Source organism: Pseudomonas sp. AU11447 (genome assembly GCF_001672555.2).
Taxonomy (GTDB): Bacteria; Pseudomonadota; Gammaproteobacteria; order Pseudomonadales; family Pseudomonadaceae; genus Pseudomonas; species Pseudomonas nitroreducens.
On record NZ_LZDG02000028.1, the window covers coordinates 195,264 to 209,630 of the forward strand.

At 67.2% G+C, this 14,367-nt stretch carries 13 protein-coding genes; 6 read left to right on the forward strand and 7 right to left on the reverse strand.

Annotated elements, in window-relative coordinates:
- Nucleotides 1-224 precede the first annotated feature (224 nt).
- From A6723_RS08000 to A6723_RS08010, 3 genes are all read left to right on the forward strand, one after another.
- Complete coding sequence (locus A6723_RS08000) at nucleotides 225-1,175, forward strand: PDR/VanB family oxidoreductase (RefSeq protein WP_054910156.1); 951 nt, start codon at nucleotides 225-227, stop codon at nucleotides 1,173-1,175.
- Nucleotides 1,176-1,479: 304 nt separating this feature from the next.
- The gene (locus A6723_RS08005; protein WP_054910157.1) at nucleotides 1,480-2,184 is read left to right on the forward strand and encodes a ferric reductase-like transmembrane domain-containing protein; all 705 of its coding nucleotides are present in this window, start codon (nucleotides 1,480-1,482) and stop codon (nucleotides 2,182-2,184) included.
- Complete coding sequence (locus tag A6723_RS08010) at nucleotides 2,181-2,540, forward strand: cytochrome c3 family protein (RefSeq protein WP_054910158.1); 360 nt, start codon at nucleotides 2,181-2,183, stop codon at nucleotides 2,538-2,540. The genes A6723_RS08005 and A6723_RS08010 overlap by 4 nt, the downstream gene beginning before the upstream one ends.
- A gap of 127 nt (nucleotides 2,541-2,667) precedes the next feature.
- Here the strand turns inward: A6723_RS08010 and A6723_RS08015 are convergent, their stop codons facing one another.
- Both A6723_RS08015 and A6723_RS08020 read right to left on the reverse strand, forming a co-directional pair.
- On the reverse strand, nucleotides 2,668-3,456 hold the full coding sequence (locus tag A6723_RS08015; protein ID WP_054910159.1) for a carbon-nitrogen hydrolase family protein: 789 nt from the start codon (nucleotides 3,454-3,456) through the stop codon (nucleotides 2,668-2,670).
- A gap of 88 nt (nucleotides 3,457-3,544) precedes the next feature.
- Nucleotides 3,545-5,227 (reverse strand): NAD(P)/FAD-dependent oxidoreductase, encoded by a 1,683-nt coding sequence (locus tag A6723_RS08020; protein WP_054910160.1) that lies wholly within the window; start codon nucleotides 5,225-5,227, stop codon nucleotides 3,545-3,547.
- Nucleotides 5,228-5,306: 79 nt separating this feature from the next.
- Here A6723_RS08020 and A6723_RS32365 point away from each other — a divergent pair, with 79 nt between their 5' ends.
- Together A6723_RS32365 and A6723_RS08025 are read left to right on the forward strand one after the other, a co-directional pair.
- Nucleotides 5,307-5,432: a hypothetical protein gene (locus tag A6723_RS32365; protein ID WP_255302811.1), complete on the forward strand. Its 126-nt coding sequence runs from the start codon at nucleotides 5,307-5,309 to the stop codon at nucleotides 5,430-5,432.
- A 17-nt stretch (nucleotides 5,433-5,449) separates the two neighbouring features.
- A complete protein-coding gene (locus tag A6723_RS08025; protein ID WP_037006486.1) occupies nucleotides 5,450-5,878 on the forward strand; it encodes an Lrp/AsnC family transcriptional regulator in 429 nt (142 codons plus the stop codon).
- A 182-nt stretch (nucleotides 5,879-6,060) separates the two neighbouring features.
- Here the strand turns inward: A6723_RS08025 and lysA are convergent, their stop codons facing one another.
- Entirely contained in the window at nucleotides 6,061-7,305 is a 1,245-nt protein-coding gene (lysA, locus tag A6723_RS08030) for a diaminopimelate decarboxylase (protein WP_054910161.1), read from the reverse strand.
- Nucleotides 7,306-7,384: 79 nt separating this feature from the next.
- Complete coding sequence (locus A6723_RS08035; protein WP_054910162.1) at nucleotides 7,385-8,320, reverse strand: LysR family transcriptional regulator; 936 nt, start codon at nucleotides 8,318-8,320, stop codon at nucleotides 7,385-7,387.
- A gap of 110 nt (nucleotides 8,321-8,430) precedes the next feature.
- On the opposite strand from A6723_RS08035, the gene A6723_RS08040 reads away from it, so the two are divergent.
- The gene (locus A6723_RS08040; RefSeq protein ID WP_054910163.1) at nucleotides 8,431-8,805 is read left to right on the forward strand and encodes a hypothetical protein; all 375 of its coding nucleotides are present in this window, start codon (nucleotides 8,431-8,433) and stop codon (nucleotides 8,803-8,805) included.
- Between the two features lie 233 nt (nucleotides 8,806-9,038).
- Here A6723_RS08040 and A6723_RS08045 read toward each other — a convergent pair whose 3' ends face one another.
- From A6723_RS08045 to A6723_RS08055, 3 genes are all read right to left on the reverse strand, one after another.
- Nucleotides 9,039-9,797, reverse strand: a complete 759-nt coding sequence (locus A6723_RS08045) for a hypothetical protein (protein ID WP_054910164.1) — start codon at nucleotides 9,795-9,797, stop codon at nucleotides 9,039-9,041.
- Nucleotides 9,798-9,864: 67 nt separating this feature from the next.
- Nucleotides 9,865-12,957 (reverse strand): error-prone DNA polymerase, encoded by a 3,093-nt coding sequence (locus A6723_RS08050; RefSeq protein WP_054910165.1) that lies wholly within the window; start codon nucleotides 12,955-12,957, stop codon nucleotides 9,865-9,867.
- The gene (locus tag A6723_RS08055) at nucleotides 12,954-14,363 is read right to left on the reverse strand and encodes a DNA polymerase Y family protein (RefSeq protein ID WP_054910166.1); all 1,410 of its coding nucleotides are present in this window, start codon (nucleotides 14,361-14,363) and stop codon (nucleotides 12,954-12,956) included. The genes A6723_RS08050 and A6723_RS08055 overlap by 4 nt, the downstream gene beginning before the upstream one ends.
- Nucleotides 14,364-14,367 lie beyond the last annotated feature (4 nt).

Below are 14,367 nucleotides of genomic sequence, written 5' to 3' on the forward strand. Positions count from 1 at the left end.
GAGGGGACCGTACGGCGCAGGATGGCACTTCCGAATCAGCCGGCACGGACCACTCCCTCTCCCTTCAGGGAGAGGGCGGGGGAGAGGGAACAACCGTCCACTCCCAAATTTTCCGAGTGGGCCCCGGCCCGCTTCATTAACCAACCGAAACACCCGTCCGCTCGTAACAAAGAGGCCGGGAAAGGGGCCACAGAGCCCGCACCCAACGCCTTGCAGGTAACGCCATGATGAAGGTCAGAATCGAAAGGATCGTCGAGGAAGCGCAGGACATCCGTTCCCTGCGTCTCGTACGTTGTGATGGCCAGCCGTTCGACGCCTACGAGCCGGGCGCTCACGTCGACGTCACCGGGCCGACCGGGGTGACGCGCCAGTATTCGCTGTGCAGCCCGCCGGACGACCGCACCGCCTACCTGGTGGCGGTGAAGAAGGAGGGCGCGTCCCGTGGCGGCTCCAGTGCCCTGCACGACGTGCAGGAAGGCGCGGAGCTGGACATCGGCGCGCCGCGCAACCTGTTCCGCCTGGCAGCGGAAGCCCGCGAGCACGTGCTGTTTGCTGCGGGCATCGGTGTCACACCGCTGCTGAGCATGGCATACCGGCTGAACGCCAAGGGCGAGCCTTATCGCCTGCATTACTTCGCCCGGTCCGTCGAGCACGCGGCCTTTGTCGAGCTGCTGGCCAGCGAGGCGTTCGCCGGGAAGGTCGAGTTGCATTACGGTGTCGAACCCGCTGACCTCGACAGCGTGCTGGGCGAGTGCCTTGCGCGTGCGCCGCAGCACGCCCACGTCTACACCTGCGGCCCGGCGCCGTTCATGAACAAGGTGGTGGAGATCGCCGCGCGCAGCCGCCCGGAAGACGCCATCCACCTCGAACACTTCCAGGCCGACCTGGCCGCCAACGCGGCGCCGGCGGGTTCCTTCGAAGTGGAACTGGCCAGTTCCGGCGTGGTGCTCCATGTGCCGGCGGACTCGACGCTGGTGGACGTGCTGCAGGCCCACGGCTGCGACATCGACACGGAGTGCCGCGAGGGCATCTGCGGCACCTGCATCGTCGAGGTGCTGGACGGCGAGCCGGAGCACCGCGACAACTGCCTGTCGAACAAGGAGAAGGCCTCCAACAAGCAGATCTGCGCGTGCGTTTCGCGGGCCCGGTCGGCGCGGTTGGTGCTGGACCTCTAGTCCGGATCGGCCCTTGTAGGATGTGTGGAGCGCAGCGACACCCATCAATCCGCCTGCGCGCCAGCAGCATGGGTATCGCTGCGCTCCACCCCATCCTACGGACATGGACCATGTAGGAGCGAGCTTGCTCGCGAACCCGCTTTATGCCGGCGTCGCAGGGGTACTCCGTTCGCGAGTAGGCTCGCTCCTGCAACATCAGATCGGCGGGTGATGGCAGCGCTGGCAATTCGTCTGGCAGACAGCGACACTCGCGCGCCGCCGGCAATTGCTAGCCTCCGGCGATAGTCCCCGTTCGGAGTCCCCCATGCCTGCGCTGATCGCGCGTCTGGCGCTCGGCTGCCTGCTGCCGGTCGCCATCCTGCTCGGCCTCGGCGCCATGCCGGGGCTCGGCTATGCCTGGGATTTCGCCAATGCCGCCGGGCTGCTCGGCGCCTGTCTGCTGGGGCTGCTGTCCGTCATCGGTGGGCGCCCGCAGCCGCGCCCGCTCTATGAGGGCAAGTTCTTCCTGCGCCTGCACCGCGACCTGGGCTTCGCCGCCGTTGCGCTGCTGCTGGTGCATATCGGCGTGCTGCTGGTCGATGAACCATTGCTGATCGAGGACCTGCTGCCATCCGCACCCGGCTACATGCTCGCCGGGTTGGCTTCGGCGGTGCTGATGCTGGTGCTCGCGATATCCAGCCTGAACCGCGTGCGCCCACGCTGGAGCAGCAGCGCTGCTTCGTTCCGCCGCTGGCATTACGGCGGCAGCCTGCTCGCCCTGTTGCTGATGGCCGTGCACGTGCTTGGCGCGGGTTACTACAGCGGTGGCATCTGGAAAGGTGCACTGCTGGTGACGCTGATGCTGGCGGTGGCGATCTGGCCGCGCCTGCCCAAACCGGCCAACGGTATCAGCGGGCGCAAGCGGAACACGGCGCAGCGCGCCACCTGGTTTGCGCTGGCGGCAAGCGGCGTGATCATCGGACTTTCGGCGCTCTACAGCCTGCTGGCGAACCTGGAGCTGCCGCTATGAGGCGAGTCTGGATCGGGCTTTCGCTTGTTTTGGTCGTGGCGCTGTCGGTGGGGGCGTGGTTCGCCCACGGGCATTGGCAACGCGGCCGGCCGCTGATGCCGCTGGCCTTCCCCCATGAGCCACACGCCTCGGTGAACTGCATCACCTGCCACCACGACTACAAGGACCAGTCGCCTTCGGTCTCCGGCAACCGCACCTGCATTCTCTGCCACAAGCAGAGCCCGGCGCTGGCGGTGCGCATCGAGGCGGATTTCCATCAGCTGTGCCAGAGCTGTCACCTCGAACGATTGCAGGCGTTTCACGCCAGCGGGCCGGTGCGTAGCTGCCAGGCGTGCCACCGCAGAGGGAACCTGTAGGAGCGAGCTTGCTCGCGAACCTGCCTGACGCCGAAGCCGCGGGGGAATCTGTTCGCGAGCAAGCTCGCTCCTACAAGGGAAGTTGCAGCACCGATGGAGAAAGCCCGGCGTGATGCCGGGCTTTTCGTCAGCTGCGATACAGCACTGGCCGCCGCAGGTGCACGTAGCTGTACCCTTCGCGCGCCAGGGCGATGCGCTGCGGGTCCAGTTCGGCGACCAGCAGTTCCTCGCCGTGCTTGGCCTGGGTCATCACCTGGCCGTCGGGGGCGACGATGCTGCTCAGCCCGCAGTACTCGATCTCGCCTTCGCTGCCGACGTAGTTGGCGTAGGCCAGGAATACCTGGTTCTCGAAGGCGCGAGTCGGTACCAGCACCTGGGCGACGAACTCGTAGGGGCGCATGTTCGCGGTGGGCACCAGCACCAGGTCGGCGCCGGCCAGGGCGAGGGTGCGCACGGCCTCGGGGAATTCCACGTCGAAGCAGATCAGCAGGCCGATCTTCCAGCCGTCCAGCTCGAAGATCGCCGGTGGCTCGTCGGAGGCGCTGAACTGGCTGCGGTCCAGATCGCCGTAGAGGTGGGTCTTGCGGTAGTTGGCGCGGCGTTCGCCCTGGCGGTCGATCAGCTGCACGCTGTTGAAGATGGCGCCGTTGGCGTCACATTCGGGGTAGCCGTAGAGGATGCCAAGCTTGTGCTGGCGGGCGATCTCGGCGATGCGCAGGGCGGACGGGCCATCGCAGCTTTCCGCCAGCTCCGCGACACGTTTCGCGCCGATGTTGTAGCCGGACAGGTACATCTCCGGCAGCACCAGCAGGTCCGCGCCGTTCTGCACCGCTTGCCGCGCTGCCTGTTCCAGACGCTGCAGGTTGCCGGCGACGTCTTCGGGGCCGGGAGGGCACTGGTAGAGGGCGAGGTACATGAGGGGTCTCCTTGAAAAAAGCACGAGCGGGTCAGGCAGTTTGCACCCGATCCCACTCGTGCGCGAGGCGGTTTTCGTCAGCCGGGCTTCAGTCCGGCAGCGCCATCGGGCCCAGCTCGGCGAAGCGATCGCCCGGACCAGGGTTCTCCGGATGAGTCGCGCCGCCGAAGTGCTTCATGATGCCCCACACGGCGTTCAGCGAGGTCTGCACCGCGCCTTCCACCCAGGCCGGGGTCCAGGACACATCGTCGCCGGCAATGAAGATGCCGCGCTGCTCGGCGGGCATGTCGTCCTGCATGAAGTGCGCGTACATGCGCTGGTTGTATCGGTAGTGGCCCGGCAGCGCGCCCTTGAAGGCGCCGAGGAAGTGCGGGTCGGCCTCCCAGGACACGGTGATCGGATTGCCGATGATGTGCCCGGCGATATCGACCTTCGGGTAAACCTTCTTCAGCGCGTCCAGGGCCAGCTGCACGCGCTTTTCCACCGGGTGCGGGAGCATCTTCATGGCGTCGCTCATCCACGAGTAGGACAGGCAGATCACGCCTGGCTTGTCGTCGCCGTTGTCGAACAGGTAGGTGCCGCGGGTCAGGCGGTCGGTGAGCGTCATGCTCATCACGTCGCGGCCGGTCTGCGGGTCCTTGTCCTTCCAGAACGGCCGGTCGACCATCACGAAGGTCTTCGAGGATTGCATGTAGCGGGTGCGGTCCAGGGCCATCCACATCTTCTGCGAGAACAGCGCTTCCTCGCATTCGATCTGGGTGGTCAGCAGCCAGGTCTGGCAGGTCGCCAGGACGGCCGCGTAGTGGCGGGTATCGCCCCAGTAGTCGGTGACGGCGAAGGTGCCATCGGTGGCGCGGGCGATCTTCTTCACGCCCGGGCGCGGCGCGCCGTTGTGCAGCGAGGCCAGGGAGGTGCCGGCCGGCCAGTGCGCGCAGTTTTCCGGCACATGGCTCCAGATGCCGCGCGGCACCTGCTCGACGCCGCCCACGACCAGGTGCTGGTGGTCGTCGCAGTTGGTCATCACCACGCGGAAGATTTCCAGCATGGAGTTGGGGAAGTCCGAGTCCCAGCCGCCGGTGCCGAAGCCGACCTGGCCGAAGATTTCGCGGTGCTGGAAGGACAGCCGGGAGAAGGCCTTGGAGCTGGCGACGAAGTCGTAGAAGGTGCGGTCGTCCCACTTGGGCACCAGTTCGTCCCACAGGGCCTTGAGCTTGGCCGTGTCGCGCTCGCGGATGGCGTCCTGGATCTCGGAGAAGCGCGCGCCGTCTTCCAGCGCGTCGGCCCAGGCCTGGGCGACTTCGCGGAAGATTTCCGGCAGGTCGTCGATCTTCTCCGCGTAGTGGCTGGTGCCTTCCAGGTCGACCACGGTGCTGCCCGACGCCGGGGTCAGCGGGTTGGGGAAGGGTCTGGTTTCCAGGCCGAGCTTGTCGACGTAGTGGTAGAAGGCGGTGCTGGACACCGGGAAGCGCATGCCGCCCAGCTCGGCGATGATCCCGTCGGCGCCTTCGAAGGTCTCCGAGCGCAGGCGACCGCCCATCTTCGAGGCTTCGTAGACGACGGGCTTCAGGCCCATTTTCATCAGCTCGTAGGCCGCCACCAGCCCGGAAATGCCGGCGCCGACGATGGCCACTTCCTGGCCGTGCTGCTCGGCGGGGATGCTACCCAGGCCGGCGGGGTGCTCGATCCAGTCGTCGAAGGCAAAGGGGAAGTCCGGGCCGAAGATGGTCACCGGTTTCTTGCCGGGGGTGTGGGGATGGCGGTTCTTGTGCATTGGAATCTCCCGGTTATCAGTCTGCCGGTCTGTCTCGACCAGCTTGGCAAGGCATTGCGTGGCCCGCAGGAGCCAGTCGATGAGCGGCGCGCGGGCAAAGAAATGGCGAGCTGGTGGGCTCGCCTTGACGATCACTATTGCAAAGCTTGTCGTTGAAATGAATCCGGCAATCTGCAAGATTGGCGAGAGCTTTCAGGCAGATTGATCAATCCAATGAGCAATATGACGAAAAACGCTGATGCGGCCTTGTTGAACCTGTTGCGCGCCAATGCCCGCGAGTCGATTTCCGAGCTGGCGCGCAAGCTGGGGGTGTCCCGCTCCACGGTGCAGAGCCGTATCGAGCGGCTGGAGCAGCAGGGGATCATCAGTGGCTATTCGATCAAGGTGTCGGACAGCTACGCCCAGTCGCTGGTGCGCGCCCACGTGCTGGTGACGGCGCTGCCCAAGCTGTCGCACCAGGTGGTGCAGGCGCTGGAGAAGATCATCGAGGTGAAGACACTGCACTCGGTGAGCGGCAACTTCGACATGATCGTGATCGTCGAGGCGCTGTCGATCCGCGACCTGGACGCCGTGCTGGACCGCATCGGCGCGCTGGACGGGGTGGAGCGGACGATGTCGTCGATCATTCTGTCGACGCGCATCGATCGGTGAGGGGGCTGTTGTCCTTGTAGGAGGACTTCGCCCGCTCCTCGCCGGCGGAGCCAGCGTGGAGCGGGTTCGCGAGCAAGCTCGCTCCTACGAAAAGCACTCCGAAACCGGGATGGAACTGTAGGAGCGAGCTTGCTCGCGAACCGCCCAGCGCCAATGGCCTCTGTAATGGGCCACGCCCGCAATCAGCCCAGCTCTTCTTCCAGCGCCAGCAACTCTTCCACACGTTGGCGGCGGCGGATCAGCCTGGCTTCGGTGCCTTCCAGCAGCACTTCGGCGATCAGCGGACGGCTGTTGTAGTTCGACGACATGGACGCGCCATACGCGCCGGTGTCCTCGATCAGCAGCAGGTCGCCGACCTGGGCGCGCGGCAGCGCGCGGGGGATGACCACGCCGCCGTCACCCTGGGTGAACACGTCGCCGGACTCGCACAGCGGGCCGGCCACCACGGTGTCGATCACCTCGCGGCTGGCCACGTCGCCGGCCAGTACGCGGATGCCGTGGTAGCTGCCGTACATGGACGGGCGCATCAGCTCGTTGAAGCCGGCGTCCACCAGCACGAAGTGGTTGCGGCCGGCGTCCTTGGTGGCGCGCACTTCGCTGAGCAGGCAGCCGGACTGGGCGACTAGGTAGCGGCCCGGCTCGATCTCCAGGTGCAGCGAGTGGCCGACCACGGCTTCGGCGGCCTTGCGCGCCTTGTCCCACAGCTGGAAATAGTGCGTGGTGTCCACTTCCGGGTCGCCGGCGCGGTAGGGGATGGACAGGCCGCCGCCGGCGGAGATGCCGGACAGGTCGTGGCCGGCGTCTTTCACCTGCTGCACCAGGCCGAGCATGGCTTCGCCGACCTGGGCCAGGTGACCGTAGTCGACGCCCGAGCCGATGTGCATGTGCAGGCCGACCAGGCGCAGGCCGCGTTCGCGGATCACGTCCAGGGCGGCGCGCAGGTCGCTGTGCCAGATGCCGTGCTTGGAGTGCTCGCCGCCGGTGTTGGTCTTGTTGCTGTGGCCGTGGCCGAAACCGGGGTTGATGCGCAGCCACACCGGATGGCCGGGAGCGACTTCGCCCAGTTGGCGGAGCATGTCGATGGAGCCGGCGTTCACCGGGATGCCGTGCTCGACCACGGTTTCCAGGGTGGCGCGGTCCAGCAGGTCGGCGGTGAAGACGATCTCGGATTCATCCTCGCGGCACGAGTAGCCAGCGGCCAGGGCGCGCAGCAGTTCGCCCTGGGAAACGGCGTCGACCTTCACGCCCTGTTCGCGCATCAGGCGCAGGATGTGCAGGTTGGAGCAGGCCTTCTGGGCGAAGCGGATGATGTCGAAGCTCTTCAGACGCTCGATCTGACTGCGGATGGTGGCGGCGTCGTAGATCCACAGCGGGGTGCCGAATTGCAGGGCGAGCTGTTCGGCGCGGGGCAGGGCGAGGAAAGTCATGAATGGGCTCCGAAGATAGATGGCGCTAGTCTACCGGGCCTTTGTCTGGCTGAATAATGCCGCTTGTTATTTGGTCAATTCATTTTTGATATAGGGTGCAGCCCACGCCGGCTTCGCGCAGGCGCTGTACCAGCACGCCAGCTTCTGCCTGAAGTGCCGCGACGAAGCGCTCGCGCAGTGGCGTAGCGGGGCGGTACAGCGGCTTCGCCACGCTTACCTGGAACGGCAGCGAGAACGCCAGTGGCCGCAACTGGATGCCCTGGCCCTGGAACATCAGCGCGGTGATCGGGTTGACCACGGCAAGGCCCAAACCAGCGCGGACCATGCTGCACACCGAGACGGCGCTGTGGGTTTCCACCTGCATCTGCCGCTGCACGCCGGCGCCGAGGAAGACGGCATCGATCAGGTGCCGGTAACGGTCGCTGGTGGCGAGGCTGACGAAGGGCTGGCCGGCGAAATCCGCCGCCTCCAGGCGCTCGCGGGCCAGCAGCGGGTGGCCCTCCGGGAGAATGCACACCTCGTCCACCGCTAGCAGCGGCTGCAGCTCGGTGCCACGCGGGGCGTCGTCGTTCTCGATCAGGCCGATGTCGTGGTGCTGGGCGCTGAGGGCCTCTTCCAGATGCGGCGACTCCAGCGCCGCCACTTCCAGGCTGATGGCCGGGTTTTCCCGGCTGAAGCGCTTGCAGGCTTCCGGCAGCAGCGCCTGGGACAGCGCCGGCAGGCAACCGATGGAGAACTTGCCCTCGGCGAACTGCCCCAGGCTACCGGCGAAGGCGACGATACGGTCAAGCCCGGTGAAGGAGCGCTCCACTTCCTCGAACAGCATCAACGCCCGCGCCGTCGGCGCCAGCCGCCCGCGCTCGCGCAGGAACAGCTCGAAGCCGACCAGTTGCTCGAGCCGAGCCAGTTCGCGGCTGACGGTGGGCTGGCTGGTATGCAGGAACGCCGCCGCGCGGGTGACGCTGCCGGTAGTCATGACCGCGCGGAAGACTTCGATGTGGCGGAGGGTGATCATGCTCGGGGCCGGAGGAAGGAATGGCGGCAGCGTAAGGCGTCCGCGCGGTCTCGGCAAATCGGCCGGGGTTGTGTAGTGTCGGGCCGTCATGCAAAGGAGCGGCAAGGCTGATGGAAGGCGAACAATCCGTACCCGCTGAGCCTGGGCTCACACGTCTGGCGTTCTGGGTCCTGGCGGGCGCTGTGCTGGCCCTGGCAGTCGGCGCGGCGGGCATGGCGCTGGCGATGTACCTGGTGCTGGGCAGCGATATCGGGGCGCTGAGCGACTATGGTCGGCTCCACGCCATCTTCGTTCCCGCCGTCCTGTGCGGCGCATTGTTTGCACTGGGGCAGATATTCTGGCTGATGCTCCGCAGCCGTCGCGCCCGCGTGGTGCTGGTAGTGCTCTACACGCCTTTCGCGCTGCTCATCTGGGCGGGTTTCACCGGGCCGTACCTGTTCTCGCTGTCGGTCGCCGAGTTGGTCATCTACCTGCTGGGAGGGTGAGTCCTTTCGTACTCCGTGATTCCCCTGACCTGCTCGGCGCCCGGCGGGTTCGCGAGCAAGCTCGCTCCTACAGGTCCGGCTTTGCGCCGTGCGCTCCTTGTAGGAGCGAGCTTGCTCGCGAACCGCACAACACGTCGAATTTTGCGGCAGCTCGGTAGGGTGAATCACGCCTCAAGCGTTACCCGCTGTAATGGCGGATCACCCGTTCCAGGTTATGCGCTCTACGTTGCGAATCAGCCGCCGGCGCGTTCGCACCAGCCGAGGTTGGTCTTGGCGGCACGGACCTGTCGCAGGTAGCCATCGCAGTCCGCCGGGGGCAGGTAGCGATCGCCGCTGTCGCAGATGGCCGTGTTGTCCTCCTGGGGGCCGCTGTAGCGCTGGGCATCCTCGATCATCGACTCCAGCGTGCTGCGGCACGCCTTGCCCTGGCCGAGCTTGGCCTGGGTGAGGGCGAGGTCGTTGCGGATGCTGAGTTCTTCCAGCCAGAGCAAGGTGGCCTTGCAGTCGCTCAGGACCGGGTTGAGCACGCGCTCGGCGCCTGCATAGTCCTTGCTATCGTAGAGCTTCTTGAAGCGGTCTCGCGTCTGCCGCAGCGCCTTGCTCCCGCAGCCCTGGGCGGGTTTCAGGTAGCTGCCGTCGAAGCCGGCCCGGGCTCCGCAGTAACTTCGGCAGTTTTCGTTCTGCTCGTTGCTGACTTCTATTGCGCTGTCCTGCAGCTTGAAGGTGATGTGGCAGGTGCCGTCCTGCCAGTCCTCGCGAAGGTCGGCTTCACCGTTGCGAATGCTGCCATCCAGCGTGCAGGAGTGACCGTTGGCGCCAAGGGAATCGAGGCTGAACTGCTGCTCGCCCTCTCTGGCCGGCTGGATCACCAGGGTGCCCCAACCGCCCTTGGCCAGGTATTCCCCGGCGGGGAGCGTGGTGTCGGCGGCGTGGGCGGTGCAGCCCAGTGCAATGAAAAGGAGAAGGAGTGGCTGAAGTCCGTTCGAGTTCATGGGTTCCATCCAGGATTTGCGTGATGCCTTGAATGATACCGTCGCGAGCGGCCGGCAGCTTGCGCTTCTAATGGAAGTCCCGACTCCGCACATCCAGCCCTTCCAGCAATCCGCTCAAATCCGTCAGCCGCCCGGCGATCACATGGCGCACGCCGTCCTTGGCTTCCAGGGTGCCGTCCACCTGCATCAGGCGGGCGCTGAGGAAGGGGCGGCGCTGCTGTTCGGCAAGGTCGCGCCAGACGATCACGTTGATCATGCCGAACTCGTCTTCGAGGGTGACGAAGGTAACGCCGCTGGCCGTCCCCGGCCGTTGCCGACCGACCACCAGGCCGGCGACGCGCACCGGGCGATCAGCTTCGAGCTTGAGCAGGTCCCGCGAGCTGCGGCAGCGACGGGCCTTGAGGGCGCCGCGCAGCAGGGTCATGGGGTGCGGGCCGAGGGTGGTGCCCAGGGTCGCGTAGTCGGTCAGCAGGTCTTCGCCGCGGCTGGGCAGCGGCAGGCTGACGGGCGCTTCCTCGGTGACCTGGCCGGCGAACAGCGGCAGCTGCGGCTCGACCCCGGCAATCGCCCAGCGCGCCTTGTGCCGGTGGCCAGCGAGGCCGCGCAGGGCGCCGGCGTCGGCCAGTTGCTCGCGGGCGCGGTTATCCAGGTGGGCGCGCAGGCAGAGGTCGGCGGCATCGGCGAAGGGGCGTTGCTCGCGGGCCTGGGCAAGGGCATCGGCGACGTCTTCGCGCAGCCCGCGCACCATGCGCAGGCCGAGGCGGATCGCCGGCTGGCGTTCGGCGATGGGCTCCAGGGTGCAGTCCCAGTGGCTGTGGCGCACGTCCACCGGGCGGATCTCCAGGCCGTGGCGGCGAGCGTCCTGCAGCAACTGGTCGGGGCTGTAGAAACCCATCGGCCAGCTGTTGATCAGGGCGCCGGTGAAGGCCGCCGGCTCGTGGCATTTCAGCCAGCAACTGGCGTAGGTGAGCAGGGCGAAGCTGGCGGCGTGGGATTCGGGGAAGCCGTAGCTGCCGAAGCCCTTGATCTGCTCGAAGATGCGCGCGATGTACTCCTGCTCGTAGCCCTTGGCGGTCATGCGCTCGAACAGACGCTTGCGGTGCGGTTCCAGGCCGCCGTGGCGTTTCCAGGCGGCCATGGAGCGGCGCAGGTGGTCGGCTTCGCCGGGCGTGTATTCGGCGGCGATGATCGCCAGTTGCATCACCTGCTCCTGGAACAGCGGCACGCCGAGGGTGCGCTCGAATACTGGCTTGAGTTCCTCGGAGGGGTAGATGACCGGTTCTTCCTTGTTCCGCCGGCGCAGGTAGGGATGGACCATGTCGCCCTGGATCGGACCGGGACGGACGATGGCGACTTCGATCACCAGATCGTAGAAAGTCTCGGGCCGCAAGCGCGGCAGCATCGCCATCTGCGCGCGGGACTCGATCTGGAACACGCCCACGGTGTCGGCGCGGCTGATCATGGCGTAGGTCTCCTTGCACTCCTGCGGTAGCGTGGCGAGGGTCCAGTGTTTGCCGCGATAGTCGGCGATCAGGTTGAAGCAGCGGCGCAGGGCGCTGAGCATGCCGAGGGCGAGCACGTCGACCTTGAGCAGGCCGACGGCGTCGAGGTCGTCCTTGTCCCATTGGATCAGCGTGCGCTCGGGCATGGCGGCGTTTTCTACCGGCACCAGGGTTTCCAGCGGTTGCTGGGAGATCACGAAACCGCCGGGGTGCTGCGACAGGTGCCGGGGGAAACCGACCAGCTGGCCGGTCAGCGCCAGGACTCGCCGCAGGATCGGGCTCTCCGGATCGAAGCCGGCTTCGCGCAGGCGGTCGGGGTGCGGCGCTTCGCGGCTCCAGGCGCCGCAGCAGTCGGCCAGTGCGCCGACCTGATCCGGCGGCAGCCCGAGCGCCTTGGCCACGTCGCGCACCGCGCCGGCGCCGCGGTAGGTGCTGGCCACGGCGGTGAGCGCAGCGCGCGTGCGGCCATAGCGGCGGAATACGTACTGGATGACTTCCTCGCGGCGGTCGTGCTCGAAGTCGACGTCAATGTCTGGCGGCTCGTTGCGTTCGCGGGAGATGAAGCGTTCGAACAGCAGGTGTACGTGTTCGCGGGTCGGGTCCAGCTCGGTGATGCCAAGGGCGAAGCAGACCACCGAGTTGGCCGCCGAGCCGCGTCCCTGGCAGAGAATGCTCTGGCTGCGGGCAAAGGCGACGATGTCGTAGACCGTGAGGAAGTAGCTGTCGTACTCAAGCTCGGCGATCAGCGCGAGTTCATCCTCGACACGCTGGCGGACGGCGGCATCGGCGCCGTCTTTCCAGCGGCACAGGATGCCTTCCTCGGTCTTCTCCCGCAGCCAGGTGGTGGGCGTATGACCTTCTGGCACCAGCTCGCGCGGGTACTGATAATCCAGTTGACCGAGATTGAAGCTGCAGCGCTCGGCGATCTTCACCGTCTCCGCCAACAACTCGGCCGGATAGATCGCCGCCAGCGCTTCTTTCGGCCGCAGATGCCGCTCGCCATTGGGATAGAGGTACTGGCCGGCCTCGTGCACCGGCAGGTGCTGGCGGATGGCGGTCATGCAGTCCTGCAGGGCGCGGCGGCCGCGGATATGCATGTGCACGTCGCCGCAGGCCACGGCGGGGATGGCCAGGCGCGCGGCCTGATCGCGCAGGCGATGCAGCTTGCCGGCGTCGTCAGGGCCCTTGTGCAGCTCGACGCCCAGCCACAGGCGCTCGGGGAAGCGTTCGCGCAGCCACAGGCCGTCATCGTCCTGGTTGTCTCGCGGCAGCCAGATCGCCAGCAGGTGGTCGAGGTTGCCGTCGAAGTCCGCGCGCACCAGACGGTAGCTGCCTTTCTCGGCGCGACGCCGGGCGTGGGTGAGCAGGCGGCAGAGGTTTTCGTAGCCAGTGAGGTTCTCCGCCAGCAGCACCAGCTTCGGGCCCTGCTCGATGCTCAGTTCGCTGCCGGTGATCAGGGGAATCTCGGTTTCCTTCGACGCCTGCCAGGCGCGGACGATGCCGGCCAGGCTGCATTCGTCGGTGATTGCCAGGGCGCGGTAGCCCAGCTTCTTCGCCCGCTCGAACAGCTCGGCCGCGCTGGAGGCGCCGCGCTGGAAGCTGAAATTGGACAGGCAGTGCAGCTCGGCGTAGTCGGGGCCTTCATCCGGCGCGTTCATGCGAACCAGCCGTGCAGCAGCAACGGGCCGTCGTCGCCTACCGGGCGAAACACCCAGGCGCGCTGGCCGCTGCGGGTGCGCACCTGATAGTAGTCGCGGCGGATGTCCTCGCCGTCCCACCAGCCGGACTCGATGCGCTCCGGGCCGGCGAGCAGGGTCGGGGCGAATTCGCGCAGCGGTTGCGGTTCTGCCAGCAGCCAGCCGGGGCGCGGGGCCTCGGTAGTGGGCAGGTGCGGCGTGGAGTTGCCTTGCCAGGCACGCTCCGGGCGATGTTCGGCGAGGCCGCCGAGGCCGTGCACGGCGTCGTCGCCCAGGCGTGCGCGCAGGCGTTCACGCAGCTGCTCCCAGGGCTGGGATTGCTGCGGGCGGTCGTCGAACAGCTCGCGGTGTTGCGGCACGAAGGGCGGCAAGTCGTCGGCGATGAGCCGCACGCTGTGCACCGGGGCGCGCAGTTGCAGTTGTTCCAGGCGGCCCCGGCTCAGCTCGAAGAGCATTCCCGCCTCGCGCTCGGCACTGAGCAGGCCCACCGGCATCTGTGTGTCCGGGCCATCGTGGTGCTCCAGATGCAGGACGAAGCGCTGCACGCCGCTGTCGCGCCCGGCGAGGAAGGCGCCCAGGTCGGCGGTCAGGCGGCGCAGCGGGAAGAGCAACGCCTGGGTGGATTCCACGTCGAAGTTCAGCTCGATGCGCGACTCGAAGCTGTCCGGTGGCCGGTAGAACTCCAGGGCCAGCGGGCGCTGGCCGAGCAGGGTGTCGACCTGGCGCAGTACCTGCGGCGGGAAGCGCCGGGCCAGGCTCTCGCGCGGCAGGGCGAGCAGTTGCTGCAGGCTGCGCAGGCCCATGCGGCCCAGCGAGGTGGCGGCGTCGCGCTCCAGGCCCAGGCGTTCCAGCGGCATCCTGCCCAGGTACTGGCGCAGTTGCTGGTTGTCGTGGATCGCCACGCCATCGTGGCCATTGGCGAGGATGCGCGCGGCGGCCGGATTGGGCGCAGCGGTGATGCGGTGACGAAAACCCAGGGCGTTCAACTCCTCGCGCAGGCGCGCCTCGAAGCGTGGCCAGGGGCCGAACAGTTGCAGGCTGGACTGTACTTCCATCAGCAGCGCACGCGGGTAGTGCTGGCTGACCTGCGAGCTGAAACCGTAGCCCCAGGCTGCCAGCAGGTCCTGCCAGCGCTGCACTTCGCGCAGGTCGTATTCGGCGGTTTCGAAATCGCGGCTCAGGGCCTGGGCGGCGGTGAGCGACTGGCCGGGCTTGAGCCCCAGCGCCCGTGCCGCCGGGTTCACCGCTTGCAGCACGCGGCGTTGCGCTGGTCCGGTGAGCAGTGCCAAGGCGGCGCCCGGCTCGGGACGGCCACGGAGCGCGCCGTCCATCGCCAGCTGTGGCAGGAGAATGCAGGCCCAGAGCATGGCG

Excerpts from the sequence above, each read along its gene's own strand:
- A6723_RS08050 (WP_054910165.1), bottom strand. The coding sequence starts at position 12,957 with ATGAACGCGCCGGATGAAGGCCCCGACTACGCCGAGCTGCACTGCCTG.
- A6723_RS08010 (WP_054910158.1), top strand. The coding sequence starts at position 2,181 with ATGAGGCGAGTCTGGATCGGGCTTTCGCTTGTTTTGGTCGTGGCGCTG.
- A6723_RS08000 (WP_054910156.1), top strand. The coding sequence starts at position 225 with ATGATGAAGGTCAGAATCGAAAGGATCGTCGAGGAAGCGCAGGACATC.
- A6723_RS08025 (WP_037006486.1), top strand. The coding sequence starts at position 5,450 with ATGACGAAAAACGCTGATGCGGCCTTGTTGAACCTGTTGCGCGCCAAT.
- lysA (WP_054910161.1), bottom strand. The coding sequence starts at position 7,305 with ATGACTTTCCTCGCCCTGCCCCGCGCCGAACAGCTCGCCCTGCAATTC.
- A6723_RS08015 (WP_054910159.1), bottom strand. The coding sequence starts at position 3,456 with ATGTACCTCGCCCTCTACCAGTGCCCTCCCGGCCCCGAAGACGTCGCC.
- A6723_RS08045 (WP_054910164.1), bottom strand. The coding sequence starts at position 9,797 with ATGAACTCGAACGGACTTCAGCCACTCCTTCTCCTTTTCATTGCACTG.
- A6723_RS32365 (WP_255302811.1), top strand. The coding sequence starts at position 5,307 with ATGAGCGGCGCGCGGGCAAAGAAATGGCGAGCTGGTGGGCTCGCCTTG.
- A6723_RS08020 (WP_054910160.1), bottom strand. The coding sequence starts at position 5,227 with ATGCACAAGAACCGCCATCCCCACACCCCCGGCAAGAAACCGGTGACC.
- A6723_RS08055 (WP_054910166.1), bottom strand. The coding sequence starts at position 14,363 with ATGCTCTGGGCCTGCATTCTCCTGCCACAGCTGGCGATGGACGGCGCG.
- A6723_RS08035 (WP_054910162.1), bottom strand. The coding sequence starts at position 8,320 with ATGATCACCCTCCGCCACATCGAAGTCTTCCGCGCGGTCATGACTACC.
- A6723_RS08005 (WP_054910157.1), top strand. The coding sequence starts at position 1,480 with ATGCCTGCGCTGATCGCGCGTCTGGCGCTCGGCTGCCTGCTGCCGGTC.
- A6723_RS08040 (WP_054910163.1), top strand. The coding sequence starts at position 8,431 with ATGGAAGGCGAACAATCCGTACCCGCTGAGCCTGGGCTCACACGTCTG.